This window comes from Hyphomicrobiales bacterium (assembly GCA_039989895.1).
In the GTDB taxonomy this organism is placed as follows: domain Bacteria; phylum Pseudomonadota; class Alphaproteobacteria; order Rhizobiales; family JACESI01; genus JACESI01.
This window is the reverse complement of the sequence record JBDXGY010000006.1, coordinates 373326-387255: the sequence shown is the minus strand read 5'-3', so window position 1 is coordinate 387255 and position 13930 is coordinate 373326. Positions and strand designations below refer to the sequence as shown.

Below are 13930 nucleotides of genomic sequence, written 5' to 3'. Positions count from 1 at the left end.
ACGCAGTCATAGCCGATCAATGGCCAAGAAAGCGAAAAGAATTTTAGAAAATCAATAATGGCTCACTCAAGCCCTTATGAGCCGCCCCTTATGAGCCACCATGATAATTCGGACTTTCACGCGTAATCTGCACATCGTGCGGATGGCTTTCACGTAGGCCCGCACTTGAAATGCGGATGAATTTTGCTTTTTCCTGAAGGTCTGGAATATCTTGTCCTCCCACATAACCCATGGCTGCACGTAATCCGCCAACCATCTGGTGCAAAACATTGCCAACCGGTCCTTTATAAGGCACTTGGCCTTCAATACCTTCGGGTACCAGTTTCAGGCTATTTGTTACCTCGGACTGGAAATAGCGATCAGCCGATCCGCGCGCCATTGCGCCAACAGAACCCATGCCGCGATAAGCCTTATAAGAGCGGCCCTGATGCAGATAGACATCACCGGGGCTTTCTTCTGTACCGGCTAGCAGCGAGCCAACCATAACAACGGATGCCCCACCAGCGATTGCCTTTGCGATATCGCCTGAATATTTAATGCCGCCATCACCAATGATCGGCGTACCACTTTTTGCACCTTCGACCGCGCATTCCATAATAGCAGTCAGCTGGGGCATGCCCACACCGGCCACAACCCGTGTTGTACAAATGGAGCCGGGACCAATCCCCACCTTGATCGCATCAGCACCAGCATCAATTAGTGCTTTGGTTGCTTCAGCTGTGGCCACATTACCAGCCATAACCTGCACATTATTCGAAAGCTTCTTGATGCGGGTCACAACTTCGGAAACATGGACCGAGTGGCCATGCGCCGTATCCACCACCACAACATCAACACCGGCATCAATCAGCGCTTCTGCACGAGCAAAACCTTTATCGCCAACACTCGTAGCAGCCGCCACGCGCAGACTGCCTTGTTCATCTTTACAAGCATTAGGATTGAGTTTGCTCTTTTCTATATCTTTTACCGTAATCAGACCAACACAATGGTAATTCTCGTCAACCACAAGAAGTTTTTCAATCCGGTGCTGGTGCAACAAACGTTTAGCACCATCTTGGGTCACCCCTTCACTCACCGTGACAAGATTTTCCTTTGTCATCAGTTCATGAACTTTTTGATTAGGATCAGAAGCAAAGCGCACATCGCGGTTTGTTAAAATACCGACAAGACGACCGGGCGTGTCTTTGGTACCCTCAACCACAGGAATACCTGAAATATTATTAGCCGACATCAGATCCAGCGCATCTTGCAATGTGGCCTCAGGACTAATCGTCAACGGATTGACCACCATACCAGATTCAAATTTCTTCACGCGGCGTACTTCATCCGCCTGCACATCCACATCTAAATTACGATGAATAACACCAATACCGCCAGCCTGCGCCATGGCAATCGCCAGTCGTGCTTCGGTTACTGTATCCATAGCGGATGAAACGATCGGAATATTCAGTTTGATCGATTTAGTAAGCTGTGAGCTTACAATCGCTTGCGCAGGCATGATTTCTGAGCGTCCTGGCTGCAGCAATACGTCATCAAACGTCAAAGCTTCATCGCCAGTAATGTGGGTGAGAATTTCTGCCATAGTCAACTCCGTCATATCGGCTTACGCGGTCGCAATCAATGCGATCAACATCGTGTTTTGCAATGTGGCTGTTGGCGCGTGTCCCTAACACGCAATTTCATAACTGCAAAGGGTATTTATAATAAATCACAACTGAGTGTGTTTAAATCTTGTTTGACACGGTTTTAACGACAAGCCCTTGGTGCGAGTCCTGACCCTAGCCCTTAAACCCTCGTGCGAGCACATATAGCTCAGGCGATTCCTTACGGCTTGCAGGCGGTTTGATATGATAGATTTTTTTGAAGTTCCTTTTCAGATCCTCAAGCATCCCCTGTTCTGTGCCACCACGAAAGACTTTCGCCAGAAAATCACCATTGACCTCAAGGTTCTCTTTGGCAAAATCAAGGGCCACCTCACACAAATGAAGCGTGCGGATATGATCTGTTTGACGATGGCCGATTGTAGGAGCGGCCATATCCGACATAATCAGGTTCGGCTTCTCACCATCAAGGGCCTGCATCAATGCGGCAGGCGCTTCATCGTCTAGAAAATCCATTTCTAAAAGCGTTACACCAGCCAGCGGTTCCACTTCTAGATAATCAATGCCCACCACGCGTGGTTTATCACTTTGTGAACCGATACGTTTTGCCGCAATCTGGCTCCAGCCACCCGGCGCCACACCTAAATCAACAATGCGCATATTTTTCGTAAACAGCTTATGTTTTTCATCTATTTCAAGTAGCTTATAGGCGGCGCGTGAGCGATAGCCGTCGCGCTTTGCTTGCGCCACATAGGGGTCGTTCAGTTGGCGTTCAAGCCATTGGTTGGATGAGGTCTTACGGCGTTTCGCGGTTTTCACGCGCACACGCATGTTGCGTCCTCCCGTCGTATTCGTGCCGTCACGTGCACCTCTGCCCGACGCTCCTCTGCCTCCCCCTTTTTTGCCCGATCCACTTGTCATGATGCATCACTCTGATTTTGCGTTTTTGTTTTATTAGAACCACGGCGCCAATAACGGCGGCGTTTTTTCTGTCTATTTGATTGTACTGCACCACTCGCCGCAGGGCGACCACCCTTGAGCACACCGTCTTCATTCATCAGCTCATATAAAATGCCCTCACGCAGTCCTCTGTCCGCAACACGCATTCTATTGCAAGGCCATTTGCGTCGCAGTGCCTCTAAAATTGCACAACCCGCCAACACAAGATCAGCCCGTTCTTTACCGATGCAAGCATTACCACTGCGTTCTTCAAAAGACATCTCAAGCAACTTTTGCGTCATTGATCCAACATCTTTCGATGACATCCAAATGCCATCAACCTTGCTTCGGTCGTAAAAATCAAGTCCAAGATGGACACCGGCAAGGGTTGTCACCGTGCCCGAAGTTCCCAGCATATGGACCTCGCCTTTAGCAACCATCGCAGACAAGGCTTCGGCCTCAGGAAAATCATCCAGAAGACCCATCACCTCCTCAACCATACCTTCAAAAACCGGTGGTGTGACATGCACCCCACCATGGCGTTCGGAAATATTGACAACACCTACAGGCAAAGAAGTCCATGTGCGGATGCGCCTTGCAATGCGAGTCTTGGCAAAATTGCTATCCTTTAAGTCAAGCCATACAAGCTCCGATGACCCCCCGCCAATATCGAAAATAATAACACCATCTGATTGCCGATCAACCAAGGGCGCGCAACCCGCAACAGCGAGACGTGCCTCGGTTTCACGATTGACGATTTCAAGCTCAAGACCTGCTTCTTCACGCACACGGGCAATAAATTCTTCACCGTTTTCAGCAATGCGACAGGCTTCAGTTGCAATCAATCGAAAGCGTTTGATATTACGCCCTTTAAGTTTTTGGGCGCATACTTTTAATGCTTCAACAGCGCGATCCATCGCCTCATTGGAAAGCCGTCCAGAATTGGACATCCCTTCACCCAGTCGCACAATGCGTGAAAAGGCATCGACCACCCGAAAAGAAGTCCCATCAGGAACCGCCACAAGAAGGCGACAATTATTGGTTCCCAGATCAAGCGCGGCATAGGCAGGACGCGCCCGCAACTTACCCGTATAAGGCTTCTTTTTAGCGTTATAATTATGAGGTTTGCCGTTTTGTTTTGCTTTGTTGACGTTTGATTTTCCAGGCACGTTCGCTGGCTGGGCGATTTTTTGTGTATTCGCTTGGCTTGATTCAATTGATTGAGATTCGACGCTTGATTGCTGCTGTGCATCTGCAACTGGAGCAGCACCAGCATTGGAATTCCCGCGACGCCTTCTTCGGCGTCTGCGTCTCTTTTTTTTATCTGCCGGCCCAGTAGGGCTAGCATCTTGTGGGCTTGGCGTCTTGCCAGTTTGCCCGTCACCGTCGTAGTTGGTCACGTTATTCGCTCCAACGCGCTCGCATCGCTCTTACGGTTCGCTTGTATCTTAAGGTCCGGGAATTCCCACGACATCACGCCCATTATCGCGCAATCGACCAAGATACAGCGCCCACCATATGCCCCAATGGATCGCGCGCACTTTATTTCATGTTGCAGATAACCTAACACGGATTACGCTTGCGCAAAGCAAAGAATGCAGTTTAAGGAGATTTTCTGTCTTTTTTCTCGCGCAACCCTGAATCCAAACGAAAAGCACTGATATCAAAATATGGCCCCTCCCCTAATTCATCTTAAAGAAACAGCACTGACATTCGGGGGCACGCCGCTTCTAACGGGCGCTGAGCTCGCGGTTTTCGAAAATGAACGACTATGCCTTGTAGGCCGCAACGGTTCTGGAAAGTCCACCTTCTTGAAAATTGTTGCAGGCGATGTGAATGCCGATAGTGGCGAGCGGTTTGTACAGCCCGGCACGACGATCCGCTATTTACCACAAGAACCCGACCTTTCCGGCTATGCCAGCATTCGCGATTATGCCGTTGCTGGGCTCAGCGATAGTGACACCCCCTATCGGGTCGATTATCTGCTTGATGCCCTTTCTATTGATGGTGAGCGCGAGCCGGTCAATCTTTCGGGTGGTGAATTACGCCGCGCCGCCTTGGTGCGCGCGCTTGCACCAGAGCCTGACGTTTTATTGCTTGACGAGCCAACCAATCACCTTGATCTTCCGGCGATTGAATGGTTGGAAAGTGAACTAAAGTCATCCAGATCCGCGCTTATTCTAATCAGCCATGACCGCGCTTTTTTGGAAGCGCTTTCCAATGCCACCGTCTGGCTTGATCGCGGTATAACCCACAAAATCGATAAAGGGTTTGGTCATTTTGAAGAATGGCGGGATACATTTTATGAAGAAGAATCGCGAAATCTACAAAAGCTAAAACAAAAAATTGTCGCAGAAGAAGACTGGCTACGCTACGGCGTGACCGCACGGCGCAAGCGCAACGTACGCCGCCTTGGTGACCTTCATTCGCTGCGTGCAGAACATGCAGAAAAAAAACAAAACAACGCCAGACCAGAACTTACCATGCAGACAAGCGTCAGCGAAACATCCGGCAAGCTAGTCGCCGAGGCGCAAGGTCTTTGCAAAAGCTATGGTGCTAAGGCTGTGGTGTCTGATTTTTCTATCCGCATTGCACGCGGTGAGCGCATTGGTGTTGTGGGGCCAAATGGCGCAGGCAAAACTACCTTGCTCAACTTGCTTATGGGCAAACTGGAACCCGATAGCGGCACCATCAAACTTGGCAGCAATCTGGATGTCGCGACATTGGACCAGCAGCGCGCGTCCCTTTCCCCTGAATGGACACTCAAATCAGCGTTGAGCCAAGGCACGGGTGATGCGGTTGTGGTGGGGGGCGTGACAAAGCACATCATGAGCTACATGAAGGATTTTCTCTTTCGGCCCGAACAAGCAAATACGCCAATCCATGCGCTTTCAGGAGGCGAGCGCGGACGCTTGATGCTTGCTCGCGCTTTATCGCAGCCCTCAAACCTGATGGTGCTCGATGAACCGACAAATGATCTTGATCTTGAAACATTGGATTTGCTGCAAGAATTGCTCAACACCTATGAAGGCACTGTCATTTTGGTCAGCCATGACCGTGATTTCATTGATCGCATCGCCACAACAACCATCGCTTATGACAAAGATGGCCACTGGCTGCCCTATGCAGGCGGCTATAGCGACATGGTTGCCCAGCGCGGTTATGGCGTAAAGGCGATTGGTGACAATAGCGCACCCAAAGCGAAGCAAACAAAGGCCGAAGCCGTCGTGCCACAGAACCGAGGACCGGCGAAGCTTTCTTTTAAGCAAGAACATGCATTGAAGGCGCTGCCAGATGAGATGGCGAAGCTTGAGCGCGATATTGCCAAGCTGAACAAAGCGCTCAGTGATCCTGAATTATATGCCAAAGACAAAGCAAAATTTGAAAAGTACACCAAAGCCCTCACTGAACGACACGTTATGCTGGAGGCAGCAGAAAGCAGATGGCTTGAACTTGAGGAATTGCGCGATAGTCTCTCTTAAGGTCTAATGAGAGAATGGTTCCAATGTTTAGCACACTTAAGTTCAGCTTAGCCTTTGTCTTGACTGTGGCAATGAGTGTCTCCGCTAAGGCACAGCAAACACATCAAGACTGGTTGCGCACGGCAGTGCGTGATGTTTGCCCCGCAGGGCCACAAGATACCATATCTGTACAGCAGGCTCTTCCCGGTGCATGGTTTTTGAATGAGATCCTTTCACCACAAGGACAACCATTTTCTAGGCAAGAGCAACACTTTGCACTGCCCGATGGCGAACTGCACATCATCCGTATTGATGCGGGCGGTGAATTACGCCGATTTACTGCCGATATTTTTTTGAAAGAGGGAACTAAGCTGGAGCCATTCATGCAAGTGCAAACAGATGCCACCTGCACGCCGCGTTCTTCCCGCCGCATCATTCGCCAAAGCGATGGCCGAGTGGTGCTTGAACAACTTGATGCGGATATTGAGACCTTACTTTGGAAAGAAACCATGCAAGCGCCATGGCCGCAGGGGAGCGAGCCTAAAGGCCCGCGTGTCGCCCTGATCGATAGTGGTCTTGCCTATGATCTACCACTGTTTCAAAACCGCCTCGCCCGTGACGCCAACGGCAAACCTTTAGGTTATGATTTTTGGGACCTTGACCCATTGCCCTATGATGGCGACACCTCACGCAATGTATTTCAGCCCATCCGTCACGGAACGCCCGTCGCTTCAATCATCGCCAATGAAGCGCCAGATGCAGCGCTTATCCCGTTTCGCTATCCCAGACCTGATATGACACGTATGGGGGATGTGATTGACCAAATTGCGAAAACGGGGGCACGGATCATTTCTATGCCGCTAGGCAGCACTAACCCTAAGTCTTGGGTCACTTTTGAAAAGGCAATGCGTGCGCACCCGCAACTGCTTGCTATTGTGTCCGCGGGCAACAATGGGCGCGATGTTGACGCTGACCCACTTTGGCCCGGTGCGCTAGAGCTTGATAATATGATTGTCGTCACCTCATCGGATGACTTTGGACGTCTTGCAGAAGGGTCTAACTGGGGTGTATCAACCGTTGATTTAATGGTGCCTGCTGAAAACCAACCGGTCATTGATTTTCGTGGTTCCAAAGGCCGCGCATCAGGCACAAGCTATGCCGTGCCCCGCCTTGCAGCACTCGCCGTACGTCTGTTGGCTGCCAAACCAACACTCACGACGCAGAATCTTAAAGACGAGATTTTCGCTCGTGCAATCCCACCGCGCGGCGGCAGCGAACTGGTTTCAAAAGGATGGATAGTCGATCCTGATCGAGATTAATGTCTGCGTTGCAAGCAATGAAAAGCCTGATTTTCATTGAGCTACAATCTATGAGAATGAAGAAAAACCTTGTGAATAACTAAGTGTAGATGGCGAAGGCGCCGACCTTCCGTCGCTCTTTTTTGTTGCCACTCTTGTTTGATTGTCTTTTACAAAGTTACCTTTATTAGGGCTTACTTTTTTTTGTTTATTATTTGTCATATTCAACTCCCCTGAGTTTTTATTTCTCAGCAAAATAGAAGATGACTTTTTAAAATACTATAACGGCGACCGGTTACTTATTGTAATAGTAAACCAATAGAGACTGCAGACTATAATGTTTTATTCAATGCGTAGGATTTACATTAATAGCGCACCTGAAAAAAGCGCTTAAATAAGCCCGTACTGATTACCGTCGTGGTGGTGCCGGAGGTGCTTGATCGATGAAGCGCCGGGCTGCCTGTGCTTGGCGTGGATCTGCTTCCAATAGCTTTTTATATGCGGTTTCAGCCAATTTTTCATCCCCGCCCCAAACACCGGATTGAATAGCAAAGCGCAGCGCTTGGCTATCATCAGGTATAATTCCCAATAGCCACCGCGCATGGGACAGCATCTCAGGGAAGCGCCCGCCAAGCTGCAAAGACACCAGCAACGATATGCGCGCATTGATCGAATTTGGAACACGTGCAACGCTTGCTTCATGCAGCATAATCGCTTCATCATTTGCCCGACCAATCCCTAGAATACGCCCTGCATCAAGCAATTGACCTGGGTTTTCTCCTGTCAGACAATTTGTCGATAAGGCGGCAATGATATCGCCATCATGTGGTTGTCCGCGCGGCGCATCACGCGCAGCATCGAGCGCGGCAACACAGCGCACAAAAGCGGTGCCTAGTGTTTCTTGAACATTTTCAGCCTCTTCTTCTTTCGTACCTGCTAACAGCCGAGTTATCTGAACAATAGGTAGCGCCTCATAGCGCCCCTCTCCTCCGCCGACCGCAATGCCTACAAGCTTGCCCTGCTCGTTCACCAATGCGCCACCGCTGACACCTGGCTGCATGCGCGAAGTAACGTGCAAGCGCCCAAAAGCTGCTCCATTAGCGGGAGGCAAAATGAGCTCTCCTGGCTCGAAAACACGAATTTCCTGTCGTGCAATATCGGCGCCCACAGCAAAATATGTGCCGCCGGCAAAGTTACTCGTCTGCCCTTCTTCATATTGTAGGATCAACCCCTGCTTTGGTAATCCTTCAGCTTTCAAAAGAGCCAAATCACCACGATACGTGGACGCAACAACGGTTGCTACAATCGGGCCAGTTGGAGTGATAAGATTTGCTGTCTTGCGGTTGCCTATAACATGACGATTGGTGACGAGAAGATCAGGCCCTATGCGCACAGCACTTGCCACAGGGTCGAAACTTTCAATAGGAAATACGGCCTGACGAGAAATGCAAACAGGCTGGGAATGAGCGCAATCAATGCGGGTGGATCGACTTGCAGGCGGTGCCACTTCCGGTTCTGCTTGTGACTCACTTTCTAGATTGATTGTATCAAAGGTCAATGTTAGCTCGCGCAATTCTTGGTTGCGCATCACGCTGACAACAATGCTATCACCCGCTTGCAGCGTCGCAAGTGACGCCACAATATCGCGTGGGGTTTTTATGTTACGACCCTCAATTTCCGTGATGATATCATCTGGAATAATGCCAGCGGCTTCTGCAGGGCCGCCTGCCACAATATTGTGAACAAGGGCACCGGAAACGCTTGATCGTATGTCTCCTTCAAGTCGGGTCAAAATCCAACCAGCGCTGACATAGTCAACCTTGCCATCATCACGCAGATCATCAACAACGCGCTTCAACAATTTGGCCGAAACCGCAAAATTGACACCTATATCGGTGTCAGCACGTGATGCAAAAATGGCTGAAAGCATGCCGACCAGATGACCTTTTTCGTCCACCAAAGCCCCACCAGAACTACCTGGATTTGCGCTCGCATCGGTTTGGATAAAGTCTTCGACCGTATTAAAGCCCGCATGGGATACATTCACTGCCGAGACCACGCCGCATGTAACAGAAAGATCGAGGCCAAAGGCATTTGCTATGGCGCAAACGGGAGCGGCTAGATTAGGTGTTTTGGCAAATTTAAAAGGAGTAAGTGTGGTTGAGACTCGCAACAAAGCGATGTCGCTTGCCGCGTCATGACCCACCACAATTGCGGTTAATATGCGACCATCAAAAAGCCGCACATCAATACGGCTTGCTGGCTCCACCACATGCCATGCGGTTGCAATCAATCCATCTTGACCGACCACCACACCGCTTCCCTCTGGTGCCGTGCCTGATGGCGCGCCTGTTCCCCCTTGAGGGCGACCAGGCCAAACTGGCAGAACAGAGACAACCGAATTCATCGTGTCTACTGGTAGTGTATTGGCTGATGCCGGCCAGAAACCAGCGCACAAGAATAAAAGCATCAGGCTATATTTGAAATAACGCACAAGCTGAACAGCATGTGCTTTGACCTTGCCTACGTCTGTAACAGGCTTGACGTTTTTGCAGATCATATCGGCCATTTAAGTTATTTGCCTCGTTCTAAGAACCTAAAGTATCGCCGACAGCTATGCCTGATTGCGCAGCCCATTCAGCGGCTGTTTGTTTCCCGGCACCAGCAGGCCGGACCCGCTTGATTAAGATACGCCCGCCAATGCACTGAACCGTGACACCATCGTCGGATATATCCATTATTTTGCTCGACAAACCATCGCCTTTTATCCGCGCGCAGTCAAAAATACCCAATTCAGTATCGTTATGGGTTGTCCATGCGCCGGGAGCAGGATTTGTACCACGGATTAGATTATAGACCTGATCCATCGGCTTATTCCAATCAATGCGCGCATGCTTTTTGATGCAACGGCGCTCATAGGTCGCGAGTTCTTCATTTTGTAGAATATGTGGCGGGTTATGAGAGCGAAAAAGATCACAGACCTCAATCACAGACGCAATCGCCGCTGGATAAATCTTCTTAAAATAAAGATCGATCACCGTGTCATCTGGCCCGATTGGGCATTCCCAATTGAGCAATATATCTCCTTCATCGAGACCATCAGTTGGATAAAACCATGAGAATCCAGACTTATCGCTGCCCATAATAATCGGCCAATTAACGGCAGAAGGTCCGCGATGAAGCGGCAATAGGGAGGGATGAAAACAAATTGACCCTTGAGTTGGTGTGTTACGAGCAGCTTGAGGGACGAACACATTGACGAAAGCCATGATCATTAAATCAGCATTGAAATTTGCCAGTTCATCAAGGGTCGATTGATCCTTGAAATGCGCAGGCTGCAGTACCGGCAACCCTTTTTCTAAGGCAAACTCTTTAATCGGATCAACTGGCTTGCCCTCTTTATCCGGCTCGCAATAGACCGCGACGACTTCATCAATCCCTTTGTCCAAAATTGCTGCAAGAGCGTCTTTCCCAAAAGCCTGTTGGCCCATCACGATGACACGCATTTATATCTCCTCCCCGCGATCTCAACGGATCATTTTGCAGCCAACTTCACATCGCCCACAGCGCCAGAAGCAATCACCTCATCCAAGGCATCGCCATCATAACCCAACACATCACGCAAAACCTCTTCTGTGTGCTCACCCAACAAAGGAGAGCGTTTAACCACCGCTGGGCTGTCTGAAAGTTTGATGGGACAACCAACGGAGAGATACGGGCCGCGTTCGGGATGATCTACTTTCACCAATGTGCCGGTATCAAATAAGCCTTCATCTTCTGAGATTTCTTTCATTGATAAAATCGGACCGGCTGGAATGTCTTGCGGATTACAAATATCCATCACCTCAAATTTGTTCTTGGTCTTTGTCCATTCTTCAATTGCATCGAAAATAAGAGCGAGTTTATCAAGTCTCTCTGGTGGCTTTGCGAAGCCTTCTTTTGTCTTCCATTCTGGCTTACCGATGACATCGCAGACATTTTCCCAAACGGCAGCTTGAATGATGAAATAGGTGTATGCATTGGGGTCAGTTTCCCAGCCTTTGCACTTCAAAATACGGCCCGGCTGACCACCGCCTGAATCATTACCCGCCCTCGGCGTCGCCTCACCAAAGGGGATACCCTCGCCATATTGCGAATATTCTTTGAGCGGCCCGCTTTTCAAACGCTGTTGATCACGTAGTTTCACACGGGTCAGGTTTAATACCCCGTCTTGCATGGCGGCAGAAACATGTTGGCCTTTGCCTGATTTTTCACGCTGGAAGAGCGCGGTCACAATGCCGAGCGCCAGATGAAGGCCCGTGCCAGAATCACCAATTTGTGCACCGGTCACAATTGGTGGTCCATCAACAAAACCAGTGGTTGACGCAGCGCCACCCGCGCATTGGGCAACGTTCTCATAAACCTTGCAATCTTGATATTTACCTGGCCCAAAGCCTTTGATAGAGGCAAGAATAATGCGCGGGTTGATCTCTTGAATGCGCTCCCATGTAAAACCCATGCGATCCAGCGCACCGGGCGCGAAATTTTCAACCAATACGTCGCATTCTTCAATAAGACGGGTCAGCACTTGCTTCCCCGTTTCATTTTTGGAGTTCAGCTCGATTGAGCGTTTGTTGTGGTTCAACATCGTAAAATAGAGACTATCAGCATCTGGCACATCAACCAGTTGTTTGCGAGTTGCGTCGCCAACACCGGGACGCTCCACTTTAATCACATCTGCCCCAAACCACGCTAGTAACTGCGTGCAGGTTGGACCTGATTGCACATGGGTGAAATCCAGAATTTTTATACCCTCTAGAGCTTTCATAGTTCGCCTTCCTCTATTCTACCCGCACATGCGGGATTAATTCCCAAGATTATTTTTTTGAGACCACACTTTGCGGATTCAAATTGCCTATATTACCGCTTTCTTTCCCTGCTGCAGGATCAATGGCAGCATTTATTAGGGTTGGCTTACCGCTATCCATTGCTTCATTGACGGCGCTGCTCAATTCATCCGGTGTTGTAACGTGAACACCGACACCGCCAAAGGCCTGCATCATCAGGTCATAACGTGCATTTTCAACGAAAACGGTGGTGGCAACATCTGAGCCACCCGATTTATTCACGTCGGTTCCACGATAGATGCCATTGTTATTAAAGATCACCACACAAACAGGTAGATTATACCGGCAGATGGTCTCTACCTCCATGCCAGAAAAGCCAAAGGCACTGTCGCCTTCAACCGCTAAAACAGGCTTGCCAGTTTCAATAGCGGCGGCAATGGCAGATCCCATACCAACACCCATGACCCCCCAAGTCCCCACATCAAGGCGCTTGCGCGGCTGATACATGTCGATGATTGAGCGGGCAAAATCGAGCGTATTGGCGCCTTCATTAACAAGAATCGCGTCGGGTCGCTCCTTGATGATGGTTTTCAACGCGCCGAGGGCTGCGTGATAATCCATCGGAATATTGTTGTTTTGGAGTTTGGGCGCCATGCGCGCCACATTGATCTCGACTTTTGTCTTTACCGCACCAGTCCATTCTTCTGCTGGTTTTTGCCACGCCTCACCCATGGCGGCTAACAAGGCAGAAGCACACGAGCCTATATCGCCGACCAATGGAGCAGCGATCTCGACATTGCTGTCCATTTCTTTTGGCTCAATATCGATTTGCACGAATTTCTTTGACCCCGGCGGTCCCCATTGTTTGCCTTTGCCATGTGACAAGAGCCAGTTCAAACGCGCACCAATCATAATCACTACATCGGATTCTTTCAGCACCATAGAACGCGCTGCACTTGCTGATTGTGGATGGTTATCCGGTAACAAGCCCTTGGCCATACTCATGGGAAGATAGGGAAATCCACTCTTTTCAACGAGGGCGCGAATATCATCATCCGCTTGGGCATAGGCTGCTCCTTTGCCGAGAATAATGAGCGGTTTTTTTGCACCCCTCATCACATCGATTGCACGCTGCACAGCATCGGGTGCTGGAATTTGCGCAGGTGCAGGATCAATCACCTTGACGAGGGATTGTGCGCCAGCAGCCTCATCCATCACCTGCCCCAGTAGATTGCCCGGAATATCGAGATAAACACCGCCTGGTCGACCAGAAACCGCAGCACGAATAGCACGCGCCACACCAATGCCGATATCTTCAGCATGCAAGATGCGATAAGCCGCCTTACACAGTGGCTTAGCGATGGCGAGTTGATCCATTTCTTCATAATCACCCTGCATCAAGTCAACAACTTCACGCTCCGACGAGCCAGAAATCAATATCATTGGCCAGCAATTGGTTGTAGCATGAGCAAGTGCCGTCAGCCCGTTCAAAAACCCAGGCGCAGAAACTGTCAGACAAATCCCTGGCTTCTTAGTCAGATAGCCCGCGATCGCTGCCGCATTGCCTGCATTTTGTTCATGGCGAAACGAAATCACTCGAATGCCCGCAGCCTGCGCCATACGACCAAAATCCGTGATGGGAATACCCGGAACACCATAAATAGTCTCAACATCATTGAGCTTGAGTGCGTCGATCAAAAGATGAAAGCCGTCCGTCAATGGTCCTGTTTCTTCTTGCGGTGTACGTTTTGTCATTGCTGTCGCTTTCCCTTGATATGCTCGACCTGCCTTGCCTTGGCCTTGGT

9 protein-coding genes are annotated in these 13930 nt (G+C 49.8%); 2 read left to right on the top strand and 7 right to left on the bottom strand.

Annotated elements, in window-relative coordinates; genetic code table 11:
* Positions 1 to 88 precede the first annotated feature (88 nt).
* The 3 genes from guaB to ABJ081_08405 all read right to left on the bottom strand — a co-directional run bounded on the left by guaB (position 89) and on the right by ABJ081_08405 (position 3940).
* Complete coding sequence (guaB, locus tag ABJ081_08415) at positions 89 to 1582, bottom strand: IMP dehydrogenase (GenBank protein ID MEP6356692.1); 1494 nt, start codon at positions 1580 to 1582, stop codon at positions 89 to 91.
* A gap of 196 nt (positions 1583 to 1778) precedes the next feature.
* Complete coding sequence (locus tag ABJ081_08410) at positions 1779 to 2432, bottom strand: RlmE family RNA methyltransferase (protein MEP6356691.1); 654 nt, start codon at positions 2430 to 2432, stop codon at positions 1779 to 1781.
* Positions 2433 to 2518: 86 nt separating this feature from the next.
* Positions 2519 to 3940, bottom strand: coding sequence for a Ppx/GppA phosphatase family protein (locus ABJ081_08405; GenBank protein ID MEP6356690.1), 1422 nt, complete (start codon positions 3938 to 3940; stop codon positions 2519 to 2521).
* 270 nt (positions 3941 to 4210) lie between these two features.
* Here ABJ081_08405 and ABJ081_08400 point away from each other — a divergent pair, with 270 nt between their 5' ends.
* Both ABJ081_08400 and ABJ081_08395 read left to right on the top strand, forming a co-directional pair.
* Positions 4211 to 6022, top strand: coding sequence for an ATP-binding cassette domain-containing protein (locus tag ABJ081_08400; protein MEP6356689.1), 1812 nt, complete (start codon positions 4211 to 4213; stop codon positions 6020 to 6022).
* A gap of 23 nt (positions 6023 to 6045) precedes the next feature.
* Positions 6046 to 7320 (top strand): S8 family serine peptidase, encoded by a 1275-nt coding sequence (locus ABJ081_08395; GenBank protein ID MEP6356688.1) that lies wholly within the window; start codon positions 6046 to 6048, stop codon positions 7318 to 7320.
* A 388-nt stretch (positions 7321 to 7708) separates the two neighbouring features.
* Here the strand turns inward: ABJ081_08395 and ABJ081_08390 are convergent, their stop codons facing one another.
* Genes ABJ081_08390 through oxc form a run of 4 tightly spaced genes read right to left on the bottom strand, consistent with a single transcriptional unit; the run spans position 7709 to position 13880 of the window.
* The gene (locus tag ABJ081_08390) at positions 7709 to 9868 is read right to left on the bottom strand and encodes a trypsin-like peptidase domain-containing protein (GenBank protein MEP6356687.1); all 2160 of its coding nucleotides are present in this window, start codon (positions 9866 to 9868) and stop codon (positions 7709 to 7711) included.
* Between the two features lie 19 nt (positions 9869 to 9887).
* The gene (locus ABJ081_08385) at positions 9888 to 10805 is read right to left on the bottom strand and encodes a methionyl-tRNA formyltransferase (protein ID MEP6356686.1); all 918 of its coding nucleotides are present in this window, start codon (positions 10803 to 10805) and stop codon (positions 9888 to 9890) included.
* A 29-nt stretch (positions 10806 to 10834) separates the two neighbouring features.
* On the bottom strand, positions 10835 to 12106 hold the full coding sequence (frc, locus tag ABJ081_08380; protein ID MEP6356685.1) for a formyl-CoA transferase: 1272 nt from the start codon (positions 12104 to 12106) through the stop codon (positions 10835 to 10837).
* A 49-nt stretch (positions 12107 to 12155) separates the two neighbouring features.
* A complete protein-coding gene (oxc, locus tag ABJ081_08375; protein MEP6356684.1) occupies positions 12156 to 13880 on the bottom strand; it encodes an oxalyl-CoA decarboxylase in 1725 nt (574 codons plus the stop codon).
* Positions 13881 to 13930 lie beyond the last annotated feature (50 nt).